Consider the following 25,843-nt stretch of genomic DNA (forward strand, 5'->3'; position numbering starts at 1 on the left):
AACCATGAGCAGTGCCAACGCGTTTCAGCCAACGAATTATCAAATAATCGCTGACAGTATTGCGACGCTTCTTTTCCCGCATGCCGAGGTCGTCTTGCATGACCTGAAAACCCAGCAAGTGGTGCATATCGCCAACAACCTTTCCAAACGCAAGATTGGCGACGATTCTGCTCTCGACGAATTGCCCGGCGACTCCCTCGCGACACAAAGTATCGGTCCTTACGAAAAGCTCAATTGGGACGGGCAACGCCTGCGTTCAATCACCAGCGTGCTGCGCGATGCTCAGGGGCGCGCGGTAATGGCGCTGTGCATCAATCTGAATTATACGGTGCTGGAGCAGGCGCGCGACGCGTTGAATCTGTTTTTCCAGGCAAGCCGAATTATGCCGCAGCCGGAAGCGCTGTTTCGCGACGACTGGCAGGAACGGATCAATACTTTCCTGCACGCCTGGTTGAATAAAAATAATCTCGCGCTTAACAGTCTGCGCCGCGAAGACAAGCGCCAGCTGGTTGAGGCGCTGTATCAAGAGCGTGCTTTTGATGGACGCAGCGCCTACGATTATGTGGCCAGCGTGCTGTCGATGGGCAGGGCCACGGTCTATAAATATGTCAAGGCACTGCGAGAAGAATCAACCAGTTAGAGGCCAGGTAAAGCTTCTGCGCAGGCCTGCATGGCGTAGGCCGAAATCTGTGCGTCCTGCACTGCGACACCGGTTAAATCTGCGACGGTGATTTGCCGATCATTTTCTCGTCCTTTAGCGCGGCCTGCCAGTAACAACCCTAATTCCACCAACTGTTCTGCCTTGATCAATCCCTGATTTAGAGCATGAGAAATCTCGCCGTATTCGCTGCACTGTTTGACTGAATCGACAACGATAACCTCGGCACGAGCGACCAGTTTAGCGTCGAGTTCCTGCTTGCCACCGCCGTCGGCACCCACGGCTGTGATATGAGTACCGGGCTTGATCCATTCGCTTTGCAGGAGTGCCTCACGAGAGGGCGTGGCGGTGACAATCAGGTTGGCGTTTTGCGCGACCTGCTGGCAGTCCTGTGTGGTGGTGACCTCAAACCCCAATGAGGTGGCAAAATCGCGATAGGCATCGAGGGCTGCCAAATTGCGGCCCCACACGGTCACGCGACGGCAACAAGTAAGGGATTGCAGCTGCTCTAGCTGCATGCGAGCCTGTACGCCAGTGCCGATAATGCCAATTCCGGTCACTAAGGACGGAGCCAACGCTTTGGCCGCTATTTGGCCTGCCAGCGCGGTGCGAATACACGTCAGCCAGCCTTCGTCCTGCAATAATACCAGCGGCTGGCCAGTGAGCGCAGAAATCACCAGCATCAGGCCGTCATTGCTGGGCAAGCCCCTGGCCGGATTATCATAAAAACCAGTAGAGATTTTCACCGTAAATGAGTCACTGCCTGCAACCCACGCCGATTTTATACAGCAATCTCCGTTGGCCTGATCGAAGAGAAAATTCTGTACCGGCGGCACCTGTACTCGCCCTTGTGAATAGGCAATAAAGCCTTCGGTAATGCGCTGTGCGGCGATCTTCATATCTATCGCGCCCACGATTTGCATTTGGTCGTATATCTTCATTGCATCGCCTCGATAAACTTCTCGAGCAGGATATTGCGCCCGCAAAGAATTACCGCGACCTTTTTGTGCTGATAGTCTGCCGCCAACTTGATAGCACCGGCCAACGCGACGCCTGCTGCGCCTTCAATAATCCAGCGTTCAGCTCTAGCCACGGCTTTCATGGCCTCGCGGATCTCTTGTTCGCTAACCAATACCGTTCTGTCGATGACTTTCTGGCATAGCGGGAAGGTGATGCTGCCCGGTTCAATGCCGCCTGCGGTGCCGTCGGAAAGCGTATCTTCTTCTTCCATCTCGATTATTTCACCCGCCTCCAGCGATCGCTGCATCGTCGGCGCATTGGCCGGCCAGCAGCCAATAATCTCGACGCCCGGTTTTAAATACGCCAGAGCGGCACCGACCCCGGAAATCAATCCGCCACCGCCAACTGCCACGAAAACTGCATCGACGTCTGGAAGCTGCTCAAAAAGTTCAGCCCCGATGGTGCCCTGACCAGCAATAATATCGGCATCGTTATAGGGGGAAATAAATAGCTTATTTTGCAGTTTCGCCTGCTTTGCAGCCTCTAGCTCAACGCTGAGCGGATCGGTTTCCAACGAAATAACGTTGGCACCAAAGGCTTTGATTGCTTCCAACTTAGTCGGAGAGGCGCTGGTGGTGGTGTAAACGGTAACTGGCACACCTGCGCGTAATCCTGCCAGCGCCAGCGCCTGCCCGTGATTACCTGAAGAGGCCGTAATCACGCCTTTTTTTCTTTGCTCGTCGTTGAGCGTAAGGACCTTGTTGCTGGCACCGCGAAATTTAAAAGAGCCGGTATGCTGTAGATGCTCACATTTTAAAAAAATTTCACAACCGGTCTGAGCAGATAGCGCGGCGCTTTGGGTCAGTGCTGTCACGGCCACTTGAGGGCGCAGGGTCTGATGGGCATGCATAATAGCGTCAGCCAGTTTTTGCAGTGAATCGTCTTGAAGGTTCATAGATTTTCCGATTTTTTATGGAAATTTTATCCACAGTAGACTTTTTGTCTATTTGGCGCAACGATTTTATGCGGTTATTATCGTCTCTAACGTGTTAAAGAGTTAAAAAGGCGTGAGCTGGCTCGCAAATAAACTGATTTTACTATCTTCAAATTAAATATTAATCTTTGATGTTGTATTATATCTGACGAATCAAGAAGATTAATTGAATTATTCACCTGATTTAAATGAAGAATGTTTTATATATTTTAATTATCTTATAACACTCGTAATGAATAGCTCTTGCTAGTCATTTGCTGATCCAGTGATTTTATTATTACTGGAAAGTGTTAAAGGTATTCCCCCAGGAGTTATTTATTAAAGGACGAACTATGTTATTTGAGCCGAAAGGAATAAACGGATTTCTCGCTATTATCGAGAATGGTAATTTCGAAAAAGCCGCCAAGACGCTGGGGATCACCACCTCAGCGTTATCGATTAGAGTAAGCTCGTTAGAACGTGAGATTGGTAAAAAGCTATTAATTCGTAAGCGGCCATTTATTCTTACTGCTTTGGGAGAGGTTTTTTACAAACATGCATTGAAGTTAAGAGAGCTTGAAAACAGCCTGAAAGAAAAGATTAAAAAAATCTCTGGATAATTATTTGGTTTTTTTAAATAACCTATAATTTATTCATTGATATATTTAATTACCATTACCTGTAACGTCTACAAGCATTTTTTTATGCAAGCACAGGGTTATCTGAAATTCAGCCTGAGTGAGAATCTTCCCGCTCAGGATTTTTTGTTATGCCTACAAGTAAAATGCACCTTTAACTATGAAATAGATGATGTTATTGCTTGAATATCATTATCCTACCCAGTTGTTAAATGTTATTTAACTAGTAGCTTTTTTCTCTCTTATAAATACTCGTTTTAAGAATTTTAAGCGAAATTTGGTATTGTTTTAGCCAAATTTATGGCAATTTTCATTTCTCGCGCAAAAGAGAGATTAATTCATGTTACTGCATTGTTGAATTTAACCTTAGTGGCATAGGTTTGCCTGTAATGGGCTTTATCAAGCTCTAGGTTATCGAGATAACATGTCTTTTTATGATCCCTCTATGTCGTATTACATACAATTAAACAAGGTAGAGTCGTGATAAATGATCTCAATCCTAAAAAGCTAACAAGGAGTTAACATGTTTTTAGAACCTAAAAGTATTAACGGGTTTCTGGCTATCATAGATAATGGAAATTTTGATAAAGCAGCCAAGATTTTGAACATCACCACATCAGCGCTATCTATTCGTGTCAGTTCGCTGGAGAAAACGATGGGGGAAAAACTGCTCATAAGAACTCGCCCTTTTAGTCTCACGGCGGCCGGGGAAATTTTTTATGAGTATGCCCTGGAGTTTAAAAAGATGGAGTCTTCTTTGAAGCTGAGGCTGACCGAATTGGCTGAATAACCTGAAACGAAAAGCGTTACCGAACTTTCAAGTTATAGAAAGTTCGGTAACGACGGTGGGTGATTAAGAATAGCTGTCAGTAAGTTGGATGTTTAGAATTGGTAAACTAAGCCCAGTCCCAGAATGTTATCCGTATTAACTTCAGTCGCACGCGTATAATCGTCTTTTTTCAGCAAGTTGATTTTATAATCGATATAGGTATACATATTTTTGTTAAAGAAGTAGTTGGTTCCTACTTCAATATATTTAACTAAGTCGTGTTTTCCACCTTTGAAATTCTTGCTCTGGTCATTAAGATTAGATACTTCATTAAGATTTTTACCCACTGACTGAATATAGGCCAGTGAGGGCTGTAAACCTTCCGCTGGACCATCAACAAACAGGTAATGAGCAGCTAATTCAATGTTTTGGGTTTTATTAGCATACTGCCTGTCCTTAATACCGAAACGCGTCATGTTATTGGTTTCAGCATACATGGCAGCAAGATAGAGCTGTGAATTGTCATATTTCATACCCACGGTCCAGGCCTCAGCGGTTTGACCGTTCTTATCGCTTGCCTGGAAATCTGTGCGGTGGGAGCGGGCGTAGGCCCCAGCCAGTTTTATATCAAAGCCCAAATCATAGCTGGTTGAGGCTCCCCAACCTTCGCCATTATCGTCTTTATGATCTCCTGTTACTAGCGTCTGACTCTGGTTTTTACCCTGATATTGAACAGCCATGCTCAGGCCGTCAATTTGGCCGAAGAAATTAGAGGTTCTAAAGGTGGCCAGACTTTTTGCTCGGCCAGTCATGAAGTTGTCTTCTTTGGTGAAGCTATCACCGCCAAACTCGGGATTCACGTCAGTGAAGGAGCTGACATCATAGAGCACGCCGTTGTTACGTCCGTAGTCAATGGAGCCAAAATCCTTAAATTTAAGGCCAACAAACGCATAGCGTGTCGCGCTGTCAGTGGCCATACTTTCTGCATTATGGGTTTTAATATTATATTCCCATTGACCGAAACCGCTTAATTCATCGCTAATTTGGGTAACGCCTTTAAATCCTAAACGGACATAAGACTTGTCACCGTGCTCACTTTTATTTTTTGAAATATAATTAAGCCCAACGACTTTTCCGTAGAGATCGAGTTGGTTTGAATCTTTGTTATAAATCTCGGCAGCATTGGCCGCGCTGCTTGCCATTAATGCCGAGATGAAAATAGCCAGAGGTTTGCGCATTGACATTTTAAGTCCTTATTTAAATTAGTTTAATTTATTATGTTATTTATATCCCGAAAGGAACTTTACGGTACCGGCAAAACATAACTATAAAAAACTATTTTTGAACTTATTCCTTTCTTTGTGATGTCGCGCAATAATGTGGTGTTTTATATTTAAATAATTAAAATATAGAGGGGTGACGTTAAAGTTAATAAATTAAATTGATAGAGTTGTTTCTTTTATTAGTCTTGAAATTAAAGTTAGTGAAACTATTTGGCAGAAAATAAATACTTTTAACTTTTAGTGTTAATTTTATTGATTTAATTAATACCTCGATCTAATCAATGAGTCGTCCCATCCCAGCATTAAAGGTTTTATAAAAATGGATATAATGCGTTGATGGGTCAATTTCTCAATGAGAATCTAACTTAATGATTTTAAACATTAAAAAATCATCAATAGGGAGTCGTTGATTAAATAGCCCTTTACGAATAAAGTTATTCTCAGGGTTTTGTCAGTAGATTTACTGTCAATTTGTCTTAAAGCTTAATGAGATCACATACTTTAATGTCGCCTCCTGCCTCTAAAATGCAACGACCGGTCAATATCAATCTGCAAATCCTCGCGATAATGATCTTCAACTTTGCTAACTATTTAACTATTGGCCTGCCGCTGGCGGTGCTCCCCGGCTATGTCCATGATGGGCTTGGATTTAGCGCATTTTGGGCGGGTGTGGCGATAAGCATGCAATATTTTGCCACGTTGCTAAGCCGTCCTCACGCGGGTCGATACGCTGACCAGCTGGGACCCAAAAAGGTGGTACTCATCGGGCTGTTTGGCTGCATGGTCAGCGGGATCTTTTACCTGTTGGCGGTTTGGCAACACAGCGCTCCGATGGTAAGCCTTGCACTATTGTGCATTGGCCGACTGGTATTGGGCGTCGGGCAAAGCTTTGCGGGAACTGGCTCGACACTGTGGGGCATTGGTCGCGTCGGCTCATTGCATATCGGCAAAGTCATTTCCTGGAGCGGAGTAGTCACCTACGGGGCGATGGCGGTGGGTGCGCCATTAGGCGTGTGGATTGTTCATCTCGGCGGGTTGGTGGCATTGTCAGTGTGCATTATTGCTATAGCGCTGGCCGCATTTTTACTGGCGTTGAGCAAACAGGGAGTGCGCGGGGGTGCGAGCAGCGTGATTCCTTTTCGCCAGGTGCTTGGCAAAGTGTTGCCCTACGGACTGGTGCTCGGGCTGGCCTCAACCGGCTTTGGCGTTATCGCCACCTTTATTACCCTGTTCTATGACGCGAAAGGTTGGAGCGGCGGCGCATTTGCCTTGACTCTTTTCAGTACGGCGTTTGTCGGCATGCGGTTACTTTTTCCTAACAGCATCAACCGTTTTGGCGGGCAGAGAGTTGCTCTGACCTGCTTTTGTTTTGAGACGCTTGGCCTGCTGCTGGTGTGGGGGGCTCACGCACCTCTGATGGCACTTTTGGGCGCAATGCTTACCGGTGCCGGATTCTCGCTGGTTTTCCCTGCACTGGGGGTGGTGGCAGTTAAAAGGCTGCCGCAGCAGAATCAGGGCAGTGCGTTGGCGACCTACACGGCATTTATGGATTTGTCGCTTGGCATCACCGGGCCTTTGGCGGGTGTGTTGATGACTCATGCTGGCGTGTCGTCAATCTATCTGGCTTCGGCGTTGGCGGTTTGTCTGAGCGGCGGATTGGTCTTGCGGTTAATGCAGAAAGAGAAAACGCTGGCGATAGAATAGATTAATTACCTTCCCGCCGATGTGTGAACTGAACCCCGAATGTTGAACTCCTAACCATCATTCGTGGAATGCCCCCGCGCCCATAGACAAATCTGGCCTATATTTTGAGCATAGGAGGAGTTTATGGGCACACCACGATTTACCCCGGAATTTAAGGAAGAAGCTGTTCGTCAGGTCACCGAGCGCGGCTATTCTGTTACCGACGTTTCAGAACGCCTCGGCGTCTCGGCGCACAGCCTTTATAAATGGGTTCGGGCGATAAAACCTGACAAGAGCGAGCACCAGACGCAGGATTTACTGGATGCCAGAACGGAAATTCTCAAACTTAAAGCTCAGCTGAAACGCACTGAGGAAGAGCGAGATATCTTGAAAAAGGCAGCGCGGTACTTTGCAAGGGAGCCCGACTGAAGTACCGCTTTATCAACGATCACCGTGAAATCTGGTCGATCGTAGTTATGTGTCGGGTTCTGAAGGTTGCCCGAGCAGGATTTTACGTCTGGCTTCATTGTCCTGTGTCTGCAGGACAAAAAGACAACCAGAGGTTGCTGAGCTTAATCCGCGATTCCTATGCACTGAGTGGCGGCGTGTACGGCTATCGCAGGGTTCATGGCGATCTGCGTGAAATCGGTGAAGTATGCAGTAGAAACCGCGTTGCCAAAATTATGAAGCAAAACAAGATCCAAGCGATACACGGTTATAAAATCCCTCGAGGAGCCCGAGGACGACCGTCACTGATAGCGCCCAACCGCGTGCAGCGGGAGTTTACGGTTATGAAGCCCAATCAGGTCTGGGTAACAGACATCACCTATATCCGCACCTGGCAGGGCTGGCTCTATCTGGCTGTAGTCATTGACCTCTTTGCCCGTAACGTAGTGGGTTGGTCAATGAAGTCGACTCTATCGCGTGAACTCGCGCTGGACGCGCTACTGATGGCAGTCTGGCGGCGTAAACCGATGGCAAGCGTGATCGTGCATAGTGATCAAGGTAGTCAATATGGCAGCAATGACTGGCAGCGGTTCTGCCGCGCCAACAATCTGTCGCCAAGCATGAGTCGCCGTGGTAACTGCTGGGATAATGCGGTGGCCGAATCGTTCTTTGGTTCATTGAAAAAAGAACGTATCAGGAAGCGGATATATAAAACCCGTGATCTGGCCCGGGCTGATATCTTCGATTACATTGAAGTGTTCTACAACCGTAGTCGCCGTCATAGTCACCTCGGCGGCATCAGTCCTGAGGCCTTCGAAAAGGCATCGTCGTGAGGACAGAAACTGTCTAAGGGATCGTGGGCACTCCAGCTGCCGGATTATCGACGTACACGGTAAGCTCGACGCGGCTGATGCCCAGCCAGTTATCGGCCAAGTCCAGCGCGGCGGCCAACAGCTGGCTGCCAATGCCTTGCCCGTGAAAATCCGGATGCACTGCCATGCCAAAGCTTGCCACATGGCGGCGGCGCATATTTTGTTCGAGGTGCAAGCCAATCATTCCGACCACGCGTTCGCCAAAACAGGCCACGAGTCGGTATGCGCCAGCTTCTTGAGCTCCACTACGTTTTTGCCATTGCGCCGTGGCAGGATGCGGTAGCTGTAGCGTATCGCTGTAAACCTGTTCCTGGCTATATAGCTGGTGAATCTGCGCGTAGTCCTCAGGTTCAACGTGGCGGATCTCAATCTGACTCATAGTAGGCTCCATGCGGCTGTTGGTGAATAACCTCTTAATTTATCGGTCTATTTTTTTTAGTCAATTTAATAATTGATGAAAAAAAGTGCTTTACAAGTGCGAATGATAATGATTATTATTGCCATGCGTTCCGGGGATGGCTACTCACCCTAGCCAAACGGGTCCCTGGGAGGCACGACATTGCTCACATTGCTTCCAGTCTTTCTTAGCCAGCCGGGTGCTGGCTTTTTTTTTTGCCTGCTATTTTGATTCTCTCCTTTCAAGCCACAAATCCTTTGGATTCAGAGCGCAAACCTCATTCAAATTTTCTGATTAGAGGGGTTAAGTTTTTACGCTTTCTTATTGTCAGCCGTTGGCTAGACTAGAGAAAACATTGAGGAGAGTTGAATATGATCTACTTACGCAAAGCACAAGATCGCGGCCATGCCAATCACGGTTGGCTCGACAGCTGGCATACATTCTCTTTTGCCGATTATTACGATCCGAACTTTATGGGTTTCTCCGCGTTGCGGGTAATTAATGAAGATGTGATCGACGGCGGGCAGGGCTTCGGCACGCATCCGCATAAAGACATGGAAATTCTGACTTACGTGCTGTCCGGTACTGTTGAGCATAAAGACAGCATGGGCAACAAAGAGCAGATTCAGGCGGGCGAGTTTCAGATTATGAGCGCCGGTACCGGTGTGAAGCACTCTGAATACAACGGCAACCGCGATCGTGCGCTGCATCTTTATCAGATATGGATTATCCCGGAAACCAAAGGGCTGGAGCCGCGCTACGATCAGCGCATGTTTGACGCGCCTCAGGGCCGCCAACTCGTGCTGTCGCCGGATGCACGCGACGGTTCGCTGAAAGTGTTTCAGGACATGGAGCTTTCCCGCTGGGCCTTCAAAGCAGGTGAAGACGGTGAATATGCCATCGCCGAGAATCGTCAGGTATGGATTCAGGTGGTTAAAGGCAGTCTGACTGTCAATGGTCAGGCGATGACGACCAGCGACGCGGTGGCTGTGTGGGAAGAATCCGCGCTGGCGCTGCATGCCGACGAAGACAGCGAAATTCTGCTGTTTGATCTGCCGCCGGTTTAAAAGGCAGGCAACTTTCAATACAGTCTCGTTCAAGCTCACCTTGGGAGGGTTTTGCGGCCCCGTCCGCTATCATCCCAACGGTGCGCTTTAATAAAATAGTCTTTCAAGCTAATTCATCGTTTTACTTCGCCTTTTGATACCTGACGCACGCTGTTTTTGTGCCAAATGGTGCTATTTTTTGCTAAAATCCATGCTTGTTCCTCTTATCCCAGTTCATTGAAAATGAAGAAAAAAAGGCCAGTGCTTCAGGACGTCGCCGACCGCGTTGGTGTGACCAAAATGACGGTTAGCCGTTATTTGCGTAATCCCGAACAGGTTTCTCTGCTGTTGCAAGAGAAAATCGCCGCTGCGCTGGATGAATTGGGCTATATCCCGAACCGCGCCCCCGACATTCTTTCCAATGCAAAAAGCCGCGCCATTGGCGTGCTGCTGCCATCGTTGACCAACCAGGTTTTTGCAGAAGTACTCCGTGGTATTGAAAGTGTGACGGATATTCACGGCTATCAAACCATGCTGGCGCACTACGGCTACAGCGCCGAGCGTGAAGAACAGCGTTTGACGTCGCTGCTTTCTTACAATATCGACGGCTTAATCTTGTCGGAACGTAATCACTCGGCCAGAACGTTGAAGATGATTGAAGTCGCTGGCATTCCGGTGGTTGAGATGATGGACTGCGTGTCGCCGTGTGTAGATTTAGCCGTAGGGTTTAACAACTTTGAAGCTGCACGGCAGATGACCCAGCAAATTATTGCTCACGGACACCGCCACGTAGTGTATTTCGGCGCCCGCCAGGATGAACGTACCCTGATCAAACAGCAGGGCTATGAGCAGGCGATGCATGAGTCGGGGCTACAGTCTTATAGCGTAATGACCAGCCGCTCTTCCAGCTATACCGCCGGGGCGGAGCTGCTCAAGCAGGCGCAAAAAGATTATCCGCAAATCGACAGCATTTTCTGTACCAATGATGACCTGGCGGCGGGGGCGTTCTTTGAATGTCTGCGTCAGGGGCTGCATATTCCGTCACAGATGGCGATCGCCGGTTTTCACGGACATAACATGGGGCAGGCGATGGAGCCAAGACTCGCCAGCGTATTAACGCCGCGCGAGCGAATGGGGCAAATCACCGCCGAGCGTTTGCTGGCTCGGCTTCGCGGTGAAGAAGTGGTGCCGAAAATGGTCGATGTCGGCTTTACTATTTCGGCGGGCGGCAGTATTTAACCGTCGCCCTGAGGCAAGCGAGCTGAGGCAAACGAATAAAATCAGGCCTCAGCTTTAATCTTTGCCTTGGCATTTTCCAGCGCAGTCACGCAACGCTTTACCACGCCTTCCACCTGATGGTCGATATTCACACGCACTACGTCCGGCTCATCTTCACCCGGCTCTTCCAATGCGGCAAACTGGCTCTTCAGCATATCAGGGGAGAAAAAATGTCCGACACGGGCCTTCAGGCGCTGCAAAATAACCTCTTCGCTGCCCTTCAAATACAGGAAAATCATCCCATCGTTGCCCTTGCGCAGAGCATCACGATAGCTGCGTTTTAACGCAGAGCAAACAATGATGCCGGTCTCGTTTTTGTGCTGGAGACTATAGGCGGCATCACTTAAACGCTCGAGCCAAGGGGCGCGGTCGTCATCGTTAAGCGGATGCCCGCTCGCCATTTTCTGGATATTGGCGCGAGGATGAAGATCGTCACCGTCAATAAATTTCGCGTTGATTGCTCGAGCTACGGCTGCGCCCACGGTAGATTTACCGCTGCCCGATACACCCATCAAAATGATGCTTTGACCTGCCATAAGTTTGATCTCCGTCCCATATTTCGAATTTACCCAAGCGGGTGATTCCTTATATTAGCATGTTACCGGTATCATGATACCGGTAACAAATGGAGGTGTGACTAATATCACAAAGGAACCTGTATAAATTTTAGCGCTGTCTGACGATCTGGCTCGCGCTGAATTCGCAAACTTACAAAAAAATATCACTGCGCACTATGTTCTTACCTAAAACTGTCGGGCTGTCACAAACAGGCTATACGTTAAGGGAAAGGAAATGGGCGGAAGGGGAAAAAGTTATGCCATTAGTCATCGTTGCAGTAGGCGTCGCTCTGCTGTTGTTGCTTATGATCCGATTCAAATTAAACGGTTTTATCGCGTTAATTCTTATCGCGCTGGCAGTTGGCGTGATGCAGGGGATGCCGGTAGATAAAGTTATCACCTCAATCAAAAATGGCGTAGGCGGTACGCTCGGCAGTCTGGCTCTGATTATGGGCTTTGGCGCGATGCTGGGTAAATTGCTGGCCGACTGCGGCGGTGCCCAGCGCATTGCCACCACTCTAATCGACAAGTTTGGCGTTAAATATATCCAATGGGCGCTGGTGATTACCGGCTTTATCGTTGGTTTCGCCTTGTTCTATGAAGTCGGCTTTGTGCTGATGCTGCCGTTGGTGTTCTCAGTTGCCGCCTCTGCGCGCTTACCTCTGCTATACGTTGGAGTTCCAATGGCGGCGGCGTTGTCAGTAACGCACGGCTTCCTGCCTCCGCACCCAGGCCCAACGGCGATTGCGACCATTTTCCATGCGGATATGGGCAAAACTCTGCTGTACGGCGCAATTTTGGGTATTCCGACGGTGATTCTGGCCGGTCCGGTATATGCGCGCTTCCTTAAAGGCATTGATAAGCCGGTTCCACAGGGCCTGTTCAACCCGAAAACTTTTACCGAAGAAGAGATGCCGGGTTTTGGCGTGAGTGTATTGACTTCGCTGGTTCCGGTTATTCTGATGGCCTTCCGCGCGATCACCGAGATGATCGTCCCTAAAGGGCATCCGATTCTGCATTACGCCGAGTTCTTTGGTGATCCAGTGATGGCAACGCTAATCGCCGTGCTGATCGCTATCTTCACTTTTGGTCTTAATCGCGGTCGCAAGATGGATGAAGTAATGTCAACCGTCAGCGATTCAATCAAAATTATTGCCATGATGTTGCTGATTATCGGCGGTGGCGGAGCCTTCAAACAGGTGCTGGTTGATAGCGGCGTCGATAAATACATTGCTAGCCTGATGCAGGGCAGCACGTTGTCGCCAATCCTGCTGGCCTGGACCATCGCTGCGGCTTTGCGTCTGGCTCTGGGTTCTGCAACAGTTGCGGCAATTACTGCGGGCGGTATCGCAGCGCCACTGATTGCTACAACCGGTGCCAGTCCTGAGCTGATGGTTATCGCTGTTGGTTCCGGTAGCGTGATTTTCTCTCACGTTAATGACCCGGGCTTCTGGCTGTTCAAAGAGTATTTCAACCTGACTATCGGTGAAACTATCCGTTCCTGGTCAGTGCTGGAAACCATCATCTCTGTTTGTGGTCTGGTGGGTTGTCTGCTGCTTTCAAACGTGGTGTAACTTTTTAGATCATTGTCAGGTTTTACGGGCCCCTGTTTTTACTCTAGGACAGGGGCCTGCCTTGCCCCTCAAGAACTCATCCCGACTATCATTCCAGCGTAAATAAATCATCAGGAAAGGTGAAAGCGGCTCAAAATTATGGCTCAATACCGGCAAATAATTTTGGATGCTGGACAACCCCCCTATGCCAACCGTTTTTCACTTTATACTGGCTCTCGTAGTCATCTTCTTTCTGGCCTTCATTTTCAGTAACGATCGCAAAAAAATCCGCCCACGCGTTATTCTTCAATTAGTCATTATCGAAGGGCTACTGGCCTGGTTTTTTCTGCATGCCAGCAGCGGCCTGGCCGTGGTTACTGCGATATCCGCTTTCTTTGAAAACCTGCTAACCTATGCGGCACAGGGTTCGGATTTTGTTTTTGGCGGTATGAGCAAGGCGGGGCTGGCGTTTATCTTCCTTGGCGTGCTGTGCCCGATTATCTTTATTTCAGCGTTAATCGGCATTATGCAGCACCTGCGTATTTTGCCGCTGCTAATCCGTATTGTTGGCACTTTACTGTCGAAAGTTAATGGCATGGGCAAGCTGGAATCCTTCAATGCGGTCAGTACGCTGATCCTTGGTCAATCGGAAAACTTTATCGCCTACAAAGGTGTGCTGGCGGAAATCTCTCCGCGTCGCCTTTATTCAATGGCTGCTGCGGCGATGTCTACCGTGTCGCTGTCCATCGTCGGCGCTTATATGACCATGCTAGAGCCGAAATACGTGGTTGCCGCGCTAATCCTTAACATGTTCAGCACTTTTATCATTCTTTCGATTATCAATCCGACACCTGCAGGTGATGAGCCAGAAATCAAACTCGACAAGCTGCACGAAGATCAGAGTTTCTTCGAAATGCTGGGAGAATACATTCTCGCAGGTTTCAAAGTAGCGGTGATTATCATGGCGATGCTAATTGGTTTTATCGCCATTATTGCCGCAGTGAATGCGTTGTTTACCGCGATTTTCGGCATCAGTTTTCAGCAGATTTTGGGTTACGTTTTCTATCCGCTGGCCTGGCTTATTGGCATCCCCGGCCCTGATATTTTGCAATCGGCCAGTATCATGGCGACCAAACTTGTGACGAACGAATTTGTGGCGATGATTGATTTGAAGAAAATTGCGACCGAGCTGTCACCGCGCGGATTGGGCATTCTGTCGGTGTTCTTGGTGTCATTCGCCAACTTCGCGTCTATCGGTATTGTCGCGGGGGCAATTAAAGGCCTGAACGAAAATCAGGGCAACGTGGTGTCGCGCTACGCGCTGAAACTAATCTACGGTTCAACCTTGGTCAGCCTGCTTTCTGCGGCTTTCGCGGGGCTGGTGCTGTAAGATTTTTTATTGCGTTTTAATGATCAACCCGGCTGCTGGCCGGGTTTTTTACTTAGAAATCTACACACGCCGGACTATCGACCTGCATGACTGAATCTTGCTGGAAGCGTTTTTTGTAGAGATCGCGGATCTCGGCAATTTTTGTCTGCTCTTGGGGACTGGTGCCGTGGATGAGCATTAGCGCTTTGCTGTTTTCTTTAATCACCACTCCCTCGCTTCTCAGCCATTGCCCTTTGGCATCAAACACGCTCAAACCGTCTTTGAAGCGCGGCGTCACGTCTTTATCGACAAAAGACTGCCACTGTTTAGCATTTACTGGCGCGGCGTTATGACGGCTCAGGCCAAAATAAAGCGTGGTTTGAGTCATCAGGTTGCCCGTTTTACACATTAATGCCGGCGCGGCTGGTGGAGCAACTTCGGCAGCTTTGGGCGGAAAAGGGGCTTGAGGCGCAGGGTGCGTGGCGGCACAGCCCGTCAGGGTTAGGGCCACTATGGCGGCAAGCAGGGCGGGGGTTTTCATGGCTATTCCTTGTGAATTGCTATCAACAGCAGCGCCAGATTATGCGCTGTCGGCACGGTAAAATTTCCGTTACTGACATCATAGGGCCGGATATCACTGCTGCGCAATCACTCAACACACTGAAAATTCATGCTATTTATAGAACAGCGATCCCCTTTGATTGGGAATCGGCGGGATCACGGTGGCAAAAATCGCTACCGTGACCGCGCAAAAAAACCTTGTTAATCAATACTGCCTAAAAAAGCAGATTGACTGATAAGCCCCTATTGGTACTGCAAATACGCTACGTGAGTTTGCAGATATTCCTCAAGGCCGTGACGCCCGTCCGCACCGCCAATCCCCGATTTGCGCCATCCAGCGTGGAAGCCCTGCATCGCCTCAAAGTTTTCACGATTCACATAAGTTTCGCCAAACTTCAGTTTCTTTAGGGCGGTCATCGCGGTATTGATGTTTTGCGTATAAATAGCCGACGTCAGGCCGTATTCGCTGTCGTTGGCCAGCGCGATGACTTCATCCAGCGTTTTAAAGGTGGTGACTGGCAGAACCGGGCCGAAAATCTCATGCTGCATGATGTCCATGTTTTGGCGAACATTGGTCAAAATAGTCGGCTGGAAGAAGAAGCCTTTATCGCCGGCCCGTTTGCCGCCAAGCAGCACTTTGGCGCCCTGTTGCACCGCAGCCGCCACCTTGTCCTCAACGCGTTTCAACGCCTCGGCACTGATCAGCGGGCCCATATCGAGGTCGCTATTTTGTGCCGTATCGCCAAATTTTACCTGCTCGAACGCCTTGCTCAGGCGAGTCATAAACTCGTCGTAAACGCCTTCCTGCACATACAAACGTTCGGCACAGTTACACACTTGCCCGGTGTTGATCACCCGAGAACTGACAATCGCTTTCACTGCTAAATCCAGATCTGCATCATTCATCACGATGGCCGGAGCCTTGCCGCCCAGCTCCAGCGACACTTTAGTGACGTTTTGCGCAGCGGCAATCATGGTCTGAACTCCGGCGTTGACGCTGCCGGTCAGGCTAACCATGCCGACTTTAGGATTGGCCGCCAGCTCGTGGCCAACGACCGGACCATACCCGGTCACCAGGTTAAACACACCTTTCGGCAGGCCAATCTCATCGACAATCTGTGCAAAGATAATCGCGTTGTTCGGCGTCAGTTCGCTGGGTTTAATCACGATGGTGTTGCCGGTGAGCAGAGCGGGCGCGGCTTTACGGGCAATCAGGAAGAACGGGAAGTTCCACGGCAAAATCCCGGTCGTCACACCGATTGCTTTCTTGAACACCAGAATATTTTCATTTGGACGATCGCTTTGCACAATTTCGCCCTCGTAGCGGCGCGCCCATTCCGCGACATAATCGAGATAGTCGGCAGTGAACAACACCTCAGTCTGCGCCAGCCCGCGCGTCTTGCCACCTTCAGCAATAATCGTGTTGGTCAGTTCAGCCTCGCGCTGGCGAATGCCGTGGGCAATTTTATGCAACCACGCGCCGCGCTCAACCGCAGGCAGCGCCTCCCAGTCGTCTTGTGCCGCATGGGCCGCGTCGATAGCGCGCCTGGCATCTTCCGCACTGCCCTCTGGCACCTGCGAAATTACGGCCTCGGTCGCGGGATTGATCACCTCAATCCATTTATCACTCTGGTTTTCAACAAACTGGCCGTCGATATACATGCGTTGTTGAATAATGGTCATGTGCAGATTCTCCGTTATCGCGTGGATCGAGTTATGGGTCACAGAAGCGGGTTAATGAAAGCAGTCTGTTAATTAATTGAGGTAAAATTGTTTCATTCTTCAAACATGACGCAGATTGCGACGTAGAACCTTTCCGCCATTGCCACATAAACGGGCAGGATGGCAAAAATCAGTGTGTCGGCAGAATCTAGCTGGCACATTTGTGATTTCGCCAGTAACGACGGGGATGGCGAGCAAAATGGATAAATTGGGCCGATTAGGGTCAGAAAAGAAATTTGTGATCGCGGTCGGTGAAATCTCGCTAATTTCGCCAGAATTAACTTTGGGTGGGCAACCATACAGAGGCTCTGCGCGGTAACAACTCCTTAGACTCCTTCGTATGCAGGAAGCCGCTTATTTCCTGTTCGCCTCAACTCTACGAAGGAATAAATAAAAATGAATAACGCAATCCTGTTAGGCATCATGTGGCACTTTATCGGTGCCACCAGTGCGGCCTGTTTTTACGCCCCGTTTAAAAAAGTTCGCAACTGGTCATGGGAAACCATGTGGTCCGTTGGCGGTGTGATGTCGTGGCTGATCCTGCCGTGGGTGGTCAGCGCCATCCTGTTGCCGCATTTCTGGAGTTACTACAGTTCTTTTAGCCTCTCGACTCTTGCGCCGGTATTTTTGTTTGGCGCGATGTGGGGTATCGGCAATATCAATTACGGCTTAACCATGCGTTATCTCGGCATGTCGATGGGGATTGGTATCGCCATCGGGGTGACACTGGTGGTAGGCACCTTGATGACCCCGCTGTTGCAGGGCCGCTTTGTCGAACTTTTCAGCTCCGAGGGTGGGCGTTTAACACTGCTTGGCGTCTTCGTTGCGGTGATTGGCGTGGCGATTGTCTCGCGCGCCGGTTTGCTGAAAGAGCGTGCGATGGGCGTGACGGCTCAAGAGTTCAATCTTAAGAAAGGCCTGCTGCTGGCGGTGCTGTGCGGTATTTTCTCCGCCGGAATGTCGTTTGCGATGGACGCCGCCAAGCCGATGCATGAAGCCGCCGCCGCGTTGGGGATTAACCCGCTTTACGTCGCGCTGCCAAGCTATGTGGTGATCATGGGCGGTGGGGCGATTGTCAATCTGGCCTACTGTTTTATCCGTCTGGCGACCAAAAAAGAGCTGTCGGTAAAAGCTGATTTCTCGGTAGCAAAACCGCTGCTGGTGGCTAATATCTTGTTTGCACTACTTGGCGGAACCATGTGGTATCTGCAATTCTTCTTCTACGCCTGGGGTCACGCGCAAATTCCTGCGCAGTATGACTTTATCAGCTGGATGCTGCATATGAGCTTCTACGTGCTCTGTGGCGGGCTGGTCGGGCTGATTATGAAAGAGTGGAAGAATGTCGGGCAGCGTCCGGTGGGCGTGCTGAGCCTGGGTTGTCTGGTGATCGTGATGGCGGCGAACATCGTGGGTCTGGGAATGGCATCTTAAGTTATTGTATCAATCCTGACGGTCTTTTCAGACGTCAGGATTTTAAATCGCAACCTTTGTCGTGCGTTCAAACCGCTGACGCCAGGCGCTGGGTGTCATGCCGGTTTCACGGGTAAATACCACGGAAAAATAGTTACTGTCATCAAAACCGCAGCGGGCAGCCACTTCGGTAATTAACCGATCGCTGCTGCGCAATAAGTGTTTAGCCTGACAAAGCTGCAGCTGACGCAAATAATGCCCGATGCTCATTCCGGTCTGCAGACGAAAAAGCTGTTTCAGGCTCCTTTCTGAAAGCTGGTGTTGCTCGCAAAAGGTCGCCAGACACAAGTTTTTTCCCACGTCGACCTGAATCGCCGACATCAACAAATCCAGCTGTTCACCCTCCGGTAGCGCGTAAGCTTTATCAGCAGCATAACGATGACGACGCAGGATCAGCGCCAGTTGTAAAAATAGCGCCTCGGTAAGCTGCAAAGACAGCACGTCGCTTTTTCGACTCTCCTGCACCAGCTGTAAAATCACCCCTCGCGCCAGCGCCATTCCGCGCGTCGTCAATCGCCAGTGCGCCGGGCCGTCGCCTTCGTCGCGAGGCAGCATTTCTGACCAGTCCAGCCCAAGTTTGAATCTTTCCGGGCAGTAAATAATATTATCCAGCACCAGATCATTGACCGAATCATAGCTGTGGCAATCGCTCTCTTTAATATAAAAAATATCGCCACAGGTCACTAGCCAAGGCCGATCGTTGAGGACGTGCAGGCCGTTGCCGCGCCAGACAATCACGATTTCGCAAAACTCGTGAGTGTGCGCGGGGAATGACGGCTGGGGCGCGCGATCGGCAACCGCCACCGGCATCAGCTCCGAGGGTAAATAGTCGGCTTTCGGCAAACGTAGTGTCATAGATCCCCTGAATTAGTTCATATGCTGGCTTACATTACGCGGCGCGTAGCCAAACTCGCGTTTAAACAGTGTCGAAAAATGATTGCTGTCCCCAAAGCCGCATTGGAAAGCAATATCGGTGACGCGCAGATCACTGTGTCGCAGCAAATGGCGCGATTGCAGCAGGCGCAGGCGATTGAGATAGCGCTGCGGCGTGCTGCCGGTTTGCTGTTTCAACTGACGGTGGAGGGTACGCAGCGAAAGAGAAAAATGGCTCGCCAGCTCGTCCCAGTCAATTTCTTCACTGTAGTGTTCATTCAGCCAATCGAGCAGGTGGCGCAGGCGACTTTCCTGATTATTTTCATCCTGTGCGCTGCGGCCCTGACGCAACAACACCAACAGTTGCATAAAATGCAGTTCCTGCTCGGCCTGTTGCTCTAAAGAAAATTGCTCGCTACCGCGCGGCAATTGGTCTATCAGCGTCTTGGCCCGGGCCATGACTTTATTATTGATGCGCCACAGCGAGGGATAATTACCGTCACTTTCCTGCGGCAATAAATCGCGCAAACCGGAAAGGAAACGGAAAGCATCAGGACCTCGATACAGCACGTTGGTAAGGTGCAGGTTATCGGTTTGTTCATAAAGATGGCGATCGTGATCGCGCACAAAACACACGCAGCCGCCGCACAGAGTTTGCGGTTGGCCGTTGAATACGTGAATGCCGCTACCCTGTTCGACCAGCACAATCTCATGAAAATCATGATGATGCTCCGGGAAAGCGCCCTGCGGAGCACGAGGCTCTACTGCTATGGAAAATCCACCGGCCGGGAAAAAATCAACGCTGTGCAAGATGGTCATTTTTTAACACCTCATTAATAAATTCGTAACCGATGGTAATGAGGGTTGCGCCACTTTACCTTGAATTTTTGACCACGAAATCGCCTTGAAGGCGGTAATTTTCAAGAATGAACCACAAAAGATTCAGAAATGCGGCAGGGGTCACAGCTTGAGCCACCAGAGCCAAACGAAAAAAGTGTGAGCTGGTTCAAGTCTATCTTTGCGCAATTGCCAGCAACGCTTTTGCGCTGGCAGTTAGCAAAAGGCAGCAGATTGCAGGGGTTTTAGACTGGTGGCATTGAATTAGCAGGGACTGAAATCCAATGACCATTCGCCATATCGTTGCTATCGACCTCGGCGCTTCCAGCGGCCGTATCATGCTGGCCCGTTCCGATCTTGCCCAGGGTTCGCTGACTCTGCGCGAGGTCAGCCGTTTTGCTAATCAGCTGGTACAAATCGATGAACATGAATGCTGGGATGTTGATGCGTTGGAGCAGGCCATTCTCGCCGGTTTACGGCAGCTGGACGACGAAGGTATTGCGCTGGACAGTCTCGGCATCGATACCTGGGGCGTCGATTTTGTGTTACTGGATGCCGACGGCCAGCGTCTGGCACCCGCTGTCTCTTATCGCGACCGGCGCACTCACGGTGTCATGAGCAAGGCGCAGCGCGAGCTGAGTGGTGAGGCGATCTACAAACAGACCGGCATTCAGTTTCTGCCTTTTAATACTCTCTATCAGATGCGCGCGCTAACGCAGGCGCAGCCCGAGCTGGTAGAAAAAATCGCTCACGTTGTTCAAATTCCTGACTATTTGCACTATCGCCTGACCGGCAAGCTGTGCTGGGAATACACCAACGCCACCACCACGCAGATGCTGAATATTGAGAGCGGCGAATGGGACAGCAAACTGCTGCATTGGGCGGGAGCCAAGGCGTCATGGTTTGGGCCTACTTCTCAGCCCGGCCAGGCGGTGGGTGAATGGCATAACGCCAAAGGTAAAGGCGTGCCGGTGATTGCGGTTGCAACCCACGATACTGCCAGCGCGGTGTTGGGCACGCCACTGGCCGACATTGATGCGGCTTATCTCAGCTCTGGCACTTGGTCATTGATGGGTTTTGAAAGTCGGAGGCCATTCAACAACCGCGCTGCTCTGGCCGCCAATATCACCAATGAGGGCGGGGCAGAAGGGCGCTATCGGGTGCTAAAAAATATTATGGGCCTGTGGCTGCTGCAACGAGTCTGCGAAGAGCTGCACATCGATGACCTGTGTCAGCTGATCGAAGATGCCCGGCAGCAAACCGCCTGTCGCTGGCTTATCAATCCCAATGACGATCGCTTTATCAATCCGGGCAGCATGGTGCGTGAAATTCAGGATGCCTGCGTTGAAAACGCCATGCCTCAGCCGCAAACCGCTGCCGAACTGGCGCGCTGCATCTTTGACAGCCTGGCGCTACTTTATCGTCAGGTGCTTGAAGAATTGACGCTGGTGCGCGGCAAATCTTTCAGCCAGCTGCATATTGTCGGCGGCGGTTGCCAGAATCATTTCCTTAACCAGCTGTGCGCCAATGCCTGCAATTTGCCGGTGGTCGCCGGGCCTGTTGAAGCCTCGACGCTGGGCAATATTGGCTGCCAGCTGATTGCGCTCGGCGATATTCAAGACGTCACTGCTTTCCGCCAGCACGTTGCCAATCATTTTCCGTTACACCGAATTGAACCTCATTCTGATAGCGCTTTCGCAGCCCACTGGCCGCGTTTTCAGGCGCTGAGCCAATCCAATAAGGAATTTTGCTTATGACCAAGCTTATCGAGCAGGCATTTGATCTCGCCAAACAGCGCTTTGCCGCCGTGGGTGTAGATGTCGAAGCCGCGTTATCACGACTGGACACGCTGCCGATTTCCATGCACTGCTGGCAGGGCGACGACGTGCGCGGGTTTGAGAATCCACAGGGCGCATTGACCGGCGGCATTCAGGCGACCGGTAATTATCCGGGCAGAGCGACGACGGCAGTGGAGCTACGCGCCGATCTCGACAAGGCGATGTCTTTGATTCCTGGTCCAAAGCGTTTGAATCTGCACGCGATTTATCTGGAGAGTGATCGGCCGGTCGAGCGCACCGACATCAAACCGCAGCATTTCAGCAACTGGGTCGAGTGGGCCAAAAAAAATCGTATCGGGCTGGATTTTAATCCGACCTGCTTCTCGCACGAACACAGCGCAGACGGTTTCACGCTGTCCAGTGCCAACGCGGAAATTCGTCAGTTCTGGATTGAGCACTGCAAGGCCAGCCGCAAGGTGTCTGCCTCGTTCGGCGAGCAGCTCGGCACGCCGTCGGTGATGAATATCTGGGTGCCGGATGGCATGAAAGATCTCACCGTTGACCGCCTCGGGCCGCGCCGGCGGCTGATGAGTTCACTCGATGAGATTATCAAAGAGAAGCTCAATCCGGCGCACCACATTGACGCGGTTGAAAGCAAACTGTTTGGCATTGGCGCGGAAAGTTATACCGTCGGCTCCAACGAATTCTGCCTCGGTTACGCCGCCAGCCGCCAGACTGCGCTGACGCTGGATGCTGGGCATTTCCATCCGACCGAGGTCATTTCCGACAAGATCTCAACCGCCATGCTGTATGTGCCGCGGCTGCTGTTGCACGTCAGTCGCCCGGTACGTTGGGACAGCGATCACGTGGTGATCCTCGACGACGAAACGCAGGCCATCGCCAGCGAGATTGTGCGCAACAACCTGCTAGATAAGGTGCACATTGGCCTCGACTTCTTCGATGCCTCGATCAATCGCATCGCCGCCTGGGTGATTGGCACGCGCAATGCCAAAAAAGCCCTGTTGCGCGCGCTGCTCGAGCCTGTTGAACAGCTGCGCAAGGCCGAAAATGAGGGTGATTACACTCTGCGTCTGGCGCTGCTCGAAGAACAAAAATCACTGCCGTGGCAGGCAGTGTGGGAAACCTATTGCCTGCGTAACGACGTGCCCGCCGATGCAGGTTGGGTCACAGACGTGCGCCGCTATGAACAACAAATTCTCAGTCAACGTTAAGGATTTATCATGCAAAGCATTCTTTCTTCGTGGTTTGTGCAAGGAATGGTCAAGGCGACCAGCGACATGTGGCTGAAGGGCTGGGATGAGCGCAATGGTGGCAATATCAGCCTGAGATTACTGGAAGAGGAAGTCAGCCCTTTTACTGCTGATTTCGTCGCCGAGCCGCGTCATATCGAGCTGACTCAGCCAGCGCCGCTGCTGGCAAACTGCTGGTTTTTGGTCACGGGTTCTGGCAAGTTTTTCCGCAACGTGCAGCTTGACCCTGCCGATAGCCTGGTGCTGTTACAGGTCAGCGAAGATGGCGCGTCTTATAAAATTCACTGGGGGCTGGTGAACGGTGGCGTGCCGACCTCCGAGCTGGCGTCGCATTTTCAGTCGCACAGCGTGCGCAAGCAGCTAACCCACGGTTCCGACCGGGTGATCATGCACTGTCATGCGACTAACTTTATGGCGCTAAGTTATGTGTTGGAGCTCGATGCGGCGAGCTTTACCCGTCAACTTTGGGAAGGCAGTACCGAGTGTCTGGTGGTGTTCCCGGACGGCGTTGGTATCGTGCCGTGGATGGTGCCTGGCACCGACGGCATCGGCGAAAAAACCGCTGAACAGATGAAGTCGCACAGCATCGTGCTGTGGCCTTTCCACGGTATTTTTGGCGCCGGGCCGACGCTGGATGAGACATTTGGACTGATCGACACCGCTGAAAAATCCTCGGAAGTCCTGGTGAAAGTGATCTCTATGGGCGGCATGAAGCAGACTATCAGCACTCAGGAGCTTATCGCCCTCGGCAAACGCTTTGGTGTTAATCCGTGGCAGGAGGCGCTGCACCTGGACAAACGCAATGTTGCGTAAAGCGTTTGTGATGCAGGTGCATCCGCACGCCCATGAGGAATATCAGCGGCGACACTCACCTGTCTGGCCTGAGCTGGAGCAGACGCTTAAGGCTCACGGCGCTCACCACTACAGTATCTTTCTGGATCAGCAGAGAAATCTGCTGTTCGCCGTGGTGGAGATTGAATCGCAGGAGCGCTGGGACGCAGTGGCAAAAACCGCGGTTTGCCAGCGCTGGTGGCAGTCAATGTCGGCGCTGATGCCATCCAATGCGGACAACAGCCCGGTGAGCCAAGAACTGAAAAGCGTGTTCTATCTGCAATAGGATGGCGAAGCAGCAAGCTCAAACTCTAAATCTTCAAATATGCTCGCACGCCATCAAGGAACATCTGGGTTGAGAGCATCACCAGCACTAATCCCATCAAACGCTCCAGCGCATCGACGCTTTGAAATTAATGTTGTACAAAATTTGACTGACATTATATTGACTACGCTCTATAATATAGACTGTAGTTAATAAGTGAGGCGACGGACGTTTCTCTCTTAAAGGACTAACACGGATGTGGGAAGTTGAAACGACAGAGCTATTTGATACCTGGTTTGTTGAACAAGAAGATGAGCTACAAGTGAGGCTCCTTGCTGGTTTTAACCTGATTGAACAAGTTGGGCCTACGCTCGCCAGACCCTATGCTGACATCCTAAAAGGCTCCAGGCATGCCAATATGAAAGAGCTTCGCGTGCAATATGATGGGCACCCGATACGTGCTTTTTTTGCCTTTGATCCGATACGTAATGCGGTTGTTTTTTGTGCTGGGGATAAAAAAGGTGCAAACGAGCAAAATTTTATACAGAGCTGATTCGAACTGCAGATGCTGAATTTGATCGTCATCTGAAAAAATTGAATTTGGAGAAGTAACTATGGCGACATTAAAAGAACTTATGGCCCAGCGTACACCTGAAAGTCAGGAACGTATCAAAGCTATGGCGAATGAAATGCGTCTTGAAACTCGGCTCTATGAACTGCGTGAACAGCTGAATTTGTCTCAGAAAGAAGTCGCTGAGGCAATGGGCATCAAGCAGCCCTCTGTGGTGGCTATTGAACAGCGCGGAAGTGAGATGAAAATTGACACTTTGAGGCGTTATGTCGAGGCATTGGGCGGAAAACTTAGCATTGACGTTGAGCTGCCGGGTGGAAAACATTTTGGTTTTACGGTTTAAATCACCGATAACTTTTTAAATCCTCGTTTTAATAAATTTTCATTCTGCAGGTTTAAAAACGGGTTGCTCCCCATATCTGCGGGGAGCAAAACCCTAAATCTTCAAATATGCTCGCACGCCATCAAGGAACATCTGGGTTGAGAGCATCACCAGCACTAATCCCATCAAACGCTCCAGCGCATCGACGCCGCGATCGCCCAACAGCCGCAGAAACACGTTCGACAGCAGTAAAATACACATCGACAGACCCCAGGCAATTAACAGCGCCAGCGTCAGGTGGCCGATTTGATTTGGATACTGATGCGACAGCAGCATCAACGAAGCCAGTATCGATGGGCCAGCGACCAGCGGGATAGCCAGCGGTACTAAAAACGGCTCTTCACCCGCCGGTAAGCCGCTGCTGTTATTGTCATGCGAAGGAAAAATCATCTTGATGGCAATCAGAAACAGGATGATCCCGCCGGAAATTGACACCGTTTCAGTCCGCAAATTCAGGAATGACAAGATCTTCTCACCGGCAAACAGAAAGATCAGCATCAGCAGCAGGGCGATCAGCATCTCGCGGATCAACACTACGCGACGGCGTTTAGGATCCAGATGCTTTAGCACTGACATAAAGATCGGCAGGTTGCCCAGCGGATCCATAATCAAAAATAATAAAACTGTTGCCGAGATCATTTCAGTCATTTCAACGCGTTCCTTAGCCTGCATCTTTGAAGTTATAGCGGTGTTAGCTGCAATTGCCCACAGCAATCACCGGCTTGTTGTTATGAAATATAAAAAATCCCCTCTCAATCGACTCGCCATCTGCCTGGCTCAAACCCTGATGACTTTGGCT

At 50.4% G+C, this 25,843-nt stretch carries 26 protein-coding genes and 1 pseudogene; 16 read left to right on the forward strand and 11 right to left on the reverse strand.

The features are described 5' to 3' along the window. Positions 1–4 precede the first annotated feature (4 nt). Entirely contained in the window at positions 5–640 is a 636-nt protein-coding gene (locus tag AB3G37_RS01135; protein WP_009635684.1) for a transcriptional regulator, read from the forward strand. Here the strand turns inward: AB3G37_RS01135 and AB3G37_RS01140 are convergent. Together AB3G37_RS01140 and AB3G37_RS01145 are read right to left on the reverse strand one after the other, a co-directional pair. Beyond that, positions 637–1,599, reverse strand: a complete 963-nt coding sequence (locus AB3G37_RS01140) for an ornithine cyclodeaminase family protein (protein WP_369789461.1) — start codon at positions 1,597–1,599, stop codon at positions 637–639. The two genes, AB3G37_RS01135 and AB3G37_RS01140, sit on opposite strands and share 4 nt — an antisense overlap. Next, positions 1,596–2,552 carry a threonine/serine dehydratase gene (locus tag AB3G37_RS01145; RefSeq protein WP_369790866.1) on the reverse strand — a complete coding sequence of 319 codons (957 nt, stop codon included), beginning with the start codon at positions 2,550–2,552 and terminating at the stop codon, positions 1,596–1,598. The genes AB3G37_RS01140 and AB3G37_RS01145 overlap by 4 nt, the downstream gene beginning before the upstream one ends. A gap of 392 nt (positions 2,553–2,944) precedes the next feature. Here AB3G37_RS01145 and AB3G37_RS01150 point away from each other — a divergent pair, with 392 nt between their 5' ends. Both AB3G37_RS01150 and AB3G37_RS01155 read left to right on the forward strand, forming a co-directional pair. Next, on the forward strand, positions 2,945–3,211 hold the full coding sequence (locus AB3G37_RS01150) for a LysR family transcriptional regulator (protein ID WP_009635687.1): 267 nt from the start codon (positions 2,945–2,947) through the stop codon (positions 3,209–3,211). Positions 3,212–3,752: 541 nt separating this feature from the next. After that, complete coding sequence (locus AB3G37_RS01155; protein WP_369789462.1) at positions 3,753–4,019, forward strand: LysR family transcriptional regulator; 267 nt, start codon at positions 3,753–3,755, stop codon at positions 4,017–4,019. 92 nt (positions 4,020–4,111) lie between these two features. Here AB3G37_RS01155 and AB3G37_RS01160 read toward each other — a convergent pair whose 3' ends face one another. Beyond that, positions 4,112–5,242 (reverse strand): porin, encoded by a 1,131-nt coding sequence (locus tag AB3G37_RS01160; protein ID WP_369789463.1) that lies wholly within the window; start codon positions 5,240–5,242, stop codon positions 4,112–4,114. A gap of 543 nt (positions 5,243–5,785) precedes the next feature. Here AB3G37_RS01160 and AB3G37_RS01165 point away from each other — a divergent pair. Beyond that, positions 5,786–6,985, forward strand: a complete 1,200-nt coding sequence (locus AB3G37_RS01165) for an MFS transporter (protein ID WP_369789464.1) — start codon at positions 5,786–5,788, stop codon at positions 6,983–6,985. A 123-nt stretch (positions 6,986–7,108) separates the two neighbouring features. Further along, positions 7,109–8,244 (forward strand): IS3 family transposase gene (locus tag AB3G37_RS01170; protein WP_369789465.1). Its coding sequence is split into 2 segments (ribosomal slippage): positions 7,109–7,355 and positions 7,355–8,244, totalling 1,137 coding nucleotides; the frame shifts between segments, so codons are not numbered across the junction. 13 nt (positions 8,245–8,257) lie between these two features. Here the strand turns inward: AB3G37_RS01170 and AB3G37_RS01175 are convergent. Next, entirely contained in the window at positions 8,258–8,662 is a 405-nt protein-coding gene (locus AB3G37_RS01175) for a GNAT family N-acetyltransferase (RefSeq protein ID WP_369789466.1), read from the reverse strand. 389 nt (positions 8,663–9,051) lie between these two features. Here AB3G37_RS01175 and AB3G37_RS01180 point away from each other — a divergent pair, with 389 nt between their 5' ends. Next, a complete protein-coding gene (locus tag AB3G37_RS01180; protein WP_369789467.1) occupies positions 9,052–9,747 on the forward strand; it encodes a pirin family protein in 696 nt (231 codons plus the stop codon). Between the two features lie 222 nt (positions 9,748–9,969). Beyond that, a complete protein-coding gene (gene gntR / locus AB3G37_RS01185) occupies positions 9,970–10,965 on the forward strand; it encodes a gluconate operon transcriptional repressor GntR (RefSeq protein WP_009635693.1) in 996 nt (331 codons plus the stop codon). A 41-nt stretch (positions 10,966–11,006) separates the two neighbouring features. Here gntR and AB3G37_RS01190 read toward each other — a convergent pair whose 3' ends face one another. Beyond that, the gene (locus AB3G37_RS01190) at positions 11,007–11,540 is read right to left on the reverse strand and encodes a gluconokinase (RefSeq protein WP_009635694.1); all 534 of its coding nucleotides are present in this window, start codon (positions 11,538–11,540) and stop codon (positions 11,007–11,009) included. Positions 11,541–11,818: 278 nt separating this feature from the next. On the opposite strand from AB3G37_RS01190, the gene gntT reads away from it, so the two are divergent. Continuing rightward, positions 11,819–13,135, forward strand: coding sequence for a gluconate transporter (gene gntT, locus AB3G37_RS01195; RefSeq protein ID WP_009635695.1), 1,317 nt, complete (start codon positions 11,819–11,821; stop codon positions 13,133–13,135). 184 nt (positions 13,136–13,319) lie between these two features. Further along, complete coding sequence (locus AB3G37_RS01200; protein WP_369789468.1) at positions 13,320–14,504, forward strand: NupC/NupG family nucleoside CNT transporter; 1,185 nt, start codon at positions 13,320–13,322, stop codon at positions 14,502–14,504. A gap of 52 nt (positions 14,505–14,556) precedes the next feature. Here AB3G37_RS01200 and AB3G37_RS01205 read toward each other — a convergent pair whose 3' ends face one another. Both AB3G37_RS01205 and aldA read right to left on the reverse strand, forming a co-directional pair. Beyond that, on the reverse strand, positions 14,557–15,024 hold the full coding sequence (locus AB3G37_RS01205) for a DUF3574 domain-containing protein (protein ID WP_369789469.1): 468 nt from the start codon (positions 15,022–15,024) through the stop codon (positions 14,557–14,559). A gap of 263 nt (positions 15,025–15,287) precedes the next feature. Next, on the reverse strand, positions 15,288–16,727 hold the full coding sequence (gene aldA / locus AB3G37_RS01210; RefSeq protein ID WP_369789470.1) for an aldehyde dehydrogenase: 1,440 nt from the start codon (positions 16,725–16,727) through the stop codon (positions 15,288–15,290). Positions 16,728–17,162: 435 nt separating this feature from the next. Here aldA and rhaT point away from each other — a divergent pair, with 435 nt between their 5' ends. Further along, a complete protein-coding gene (gene rhaT, locus AB3G37_RS01215) occupies positions 17,163–18,197 on the forward strand; it encodes an L-rhamnose/proton symporter RhaT (RefSeq protein WP_009635700.1) in 1,035 nt (344 codons plus the stop codon). Between the two features lie 42 nt (positions 18,198–18,239). Here rhaT and rhaR read toward each other — a convergent pair whose 3' ends face one another. Together rhaR and rhaS are read right to left on the reverse strand one after the other, a co-directional pair. Continuing rightward, a complete protein-coding gene (gene rhaR / locus AB3G37_RS01220) occupies positions 18,240–19,091 on the reverse strand; it encodes an HTH-type transcriptional activator RhaR (protein WP_369789471.1) in 852 nt (283 codons plus the stop codon). Between the two features lie 12 nt (positions 19,092–19,103). Next, positions 19,104–19,928 (reverse strand): HTH-type transcriptional activator RhaS, encoded by an 825-nt coding sequence (gene rhaS / locus AB3G37_RS01225; protein ID WP_369789472.1) that lies wholly within the window; start codon positions 19,926–19,928, stop codon positions 19,104–19,106. A 356-nt stretch (positions 19,929–20,284) separates the two neighbouring features. Between rhaS and rhaB the strand changes: the two genes are divergently transcribed. From rhaB to rhaM, 4 genes are read left to right on the forward strand one after another with little or no spacing between them, the layout of a single operon-like run. Then, complete coding sequence (gene rhaB / locus AB3G37_RS01230) at positions 20,285–21,703, forward strand: rhamnulokinase (protein WP_369790867.1); 1,419 nt, start codon at positions 20,285–20,287, stop codon at positions 21,701–21,703. Then, positions 21,700–22,956, forward strand: a complete 1,257-nt coding sequence (locus AB3G37_RS01235) for an L-rhamnose isomerase (protein WP_369789473.1) — start codon at positions 21,700–21,702, stop codon at positions 22,954–22,956. The genes rhaB and AB3G37_RS01235 overlap by 4 nt, the downstream gene beginning before the upstream one ends. A gap of 9 nt (positions 22,957–22,965) precedes the next feature. Further along, the gene (rhaD, locus tag AB3G37_RS01240) at positions 22,966–23,808 is read left to right on the forward strand and encodes a rhamnulose-1-phosphate aldolase (RefSeq protein WP_369789474.1); all 843 of its coding nucleotides are present in this window, start codon (positions 22,966–22,968) and stop codon (positions 23,806–23,808) included. Then, complete coding sequence (gene rhaM / locus AB3G37_RS01245; RefSeq protein ID WP_369789475.1) at positions 23,798–24,112, forward strand: L-rhamnose mutarotase; 315 nt, start codon at positions 23,798–23,800, stop codon at positions 24,110–24,112. The genes rhaD and rhaM overlap by 11 nt, the downstream gene beginning before the upstream one ends. Before the next feature lie 25 nt (positions 24,113–24,137). Here the strand turns inward: rhaM and AB3G37_RS01250 are convergent. Beyond that, positions 24,138–24,236, reverse strand: a pseudogene (locus tag AB3G37_RS01250) (MarC family protein); the annotation flags it as partial. A 111-nt stretch (positions 24,237–24,347) separates the two neighbouring features. Between AB3G37_RS01250 and AB3G37_RS01255 the strand changes: the two are divergent. Beyond that, entirely contained in the window at positions 24,348–24,644 is a 297-nt protein-coding gene (locus AB3G37_RS01255) for a type II toxin-antitoxin system RelE/ParE family toxin (protein WP_369789476.1), read from the forward strand. Between the two features lie 61 nt (positions 24,645–24,705). Further along, entirely contained in the window at positions 24,706–25,005 is a 300-nt protein-coding gene (locus AB3G37_RS01260; protein ID WP_009635708.1) for an XRE family transcriptional regulator, read from the forward strand. A gap of 93 nt (positions 25,006–25,098) precedes the next feature. Here the strand turns inward: AB3G37_RS01260 and AB3G37_RS01265 are convergent, their stop codons facing one another. Beyond that, positions 25,099–25,692: a YhgN family NAAT transporter gene (locus tag AB3G37_RS01265; protein ID WP_009635709.1), complete on the reverse strand. Its 594-nt coding sequence runs from the start codon at positions 25,690–25,692 to the stop codon at positions 25,099–25,101. Positions 25,693–25,843 lie beyond the last annotated feature (151 nt).

This window comes from Rouxiella sp. WC2420 (assembly GCF_041200025.1).
In the GTDB taxonomy this organism is placed as follows: Bacteria; Pseudomonadota; Gammaproteobacteria; order Enterobacterales; family Enterobacteriaceae; genus Rouxiella.

What these genes read in the sequence shown, in the direction of transcription:
- AB3G37_RS01200 (WP_369789468.1), top strand. Translation starts at nt 13,320, where the DNA reads ATGCCAACCGTTTTTCACTTTATACTGGCTCTCGTAGTCATCTTCTTT.
- rhaR (WP_369789471.1), bottom strand. Translation starts at nt 19,091, where the DNA reads ATGACACTACGTTTGCCGAAAGCCGACTATTTACCCTCGGAGCTGATG.
- AB3G37_RS01175 (WP_369789466.1), bottom strand. Translation starts at nt 8,662, where the DNA reads ATGAGTCAGATTGAGATCCGCCACGTTGAACCTGAGGACTACGCGCAG.
- AB3G37_RS01150 (WP_009635687.1), top strand. Translation starts at nt 2,945, where the DNA reads ATGTTATTTGAGCCGAAAGGAATAAACGGATTTCTCGCTATTATCGAG.
- rhaD (WP_369789474.1), top strand. Translation starts at nt 22,966, where the DNA reads ATGCAAAGCATTCTTTCTTCGTGGTTTGTGCAAGGAATGGTCAAGGCG.
- AB3G37_RS01140 (WP_369789461.1), bottom strand. Translation starts at nt 1,599, where the DNA reads ATGAAGATATACGACCAAATGCAAATCGTGGGCGCGATAGATATGAAG.
- rhaT (WP_009635700.1), top strand. Translation starts at nt 17,163, where the DNA reads ATGAATAACGCAATCCTGTTAGGCATCATGTGGCACTTTATCGGTGCC.
- AB3G37_RS01255 (WP_369789476.1), top strand. Translation starts at nt 24,348, where the DNA reads ATGTGGGAAGTTGAAACGACAGAGCTATTTGATACCTGGTTTGTTGAA.
- rhaB (WP_369790867.1), top strand. Translation starts at nt 20,285, where the DNA reads ATGCTGGCCCGTTCCGATCTTGCCCAGGGTTCGCTGACTCTGCGCGAG.
- AB3G37_RS01190 (WP_009635694.1), bottom strand. Translation starts at nt 11,540, where the DNA reads ATGGCAGGTCAAAGCATCATTTTGATGGGTGTATCGGGCAGCGGTAAA.
- AB3G37_RS01235 (WP_369789473.1), top strand. Translation starts at nt 21,700, where the DNA reads ATGACCAAGCTTATCGAGCAGGCATTTGATCTCGCCAAACAGCGCTTT.
- AB3G37_RS01180 (WP_369789467.1), top strand. Translation starts at nt 9,052, where the DNA reads ATGATCTACTTACGCAAAGCACAAGATCGCGGCCATGCCAATCACGGT.
- rhaS (WP_369789472.1), bottom strand. Translation starts at nt 19,928, where the DNA reads ATGACCATCTTGCACAGCGTTGATTTTTTCCCGGCCGGTGGATTTTCC.
- gntR (WP_009635693.1), top strand. Translation starts at nt 9,970, where the DNA reads ATGAAGAAAAAAAGGCCAGTGCTTCAGGACGTCGCCGACCGCGTTGGT.
- AB3G37_RS01165 (WP_369789464.1), top strand. Translation starts at nt 5,786, where the DNA reads ATGTCGCCTCCTGCCTCTAAAATGCAACGACCGGTCAATATCAATCTG.
- AB3G37_RS01160 (WP_369789463.1), bottom strand. Translation starts at nt 5,242, where the DNA reads ATGTCAATGCGCAAACCTCTGGCTATTTTCATCTCGGCATTAATGGCA.
- AB3G37_RS01265 (WP_009635709.1), bottom strand. Translation starts at nt 25,692, where the DNA reads ATGACTGAAATGATCTCGGCAACAGTTTTATTATTTTTGATTATGGAT.
- AB3G37_RS01260 (WP_009635708.1), top strand. Translation starts at nt 24,706, where the DNA reads ATGGCGACATTAAAAGAACTTATGGCCCAGCGTACACCTGAAAGTCAG.
- AB3G37_RS01135 (WP_009635684.1), top strand. Translation starts at nt 5, where the DNA reads ATGAGCAGTGCCAACGCGTTTCAGCCAACGAATTATCAAATAATCGCT.
- AB3G37_RS01205 (WP_369789469.1), bottom strand. Translation starts at nt 15,024, where the DNA reads ATGAAAACCCCCGCCCTGCTTGCCGCCATAGTGGCCCTAACCCTGACG.
- gntT (WP_009635695.1), top strand. Translation starts at nt 11,819, where the DNA reads ATGCCATTAGTCATCGTTGCAGTAGGCGTCGCTCTGCTGTTGTTGCTT.
- AB3G37_RS01155 (WP_369789462.1), top strand. Translation starts at nt 3,753, where the DNA reads ATGTTTTTAGAACCTAAAAGTATTAACGGGTTTCTGGCTATCATAGAT.
- rhaM (WP_369789475.1), top strand. Translation starts at nt 23,798, where the DNA reads ATGTTGCGTAAAGCGTTTGTGATGCAGGTGCATCCGCACGCCCATGAG.
- aldA (WP_369789470.1), bottom strand. Translation starts at nt 16,727, where the DNA reads ATGACCATTATTCAACAACGCATGTATATCGACGGCCAGTTTGTTGAA.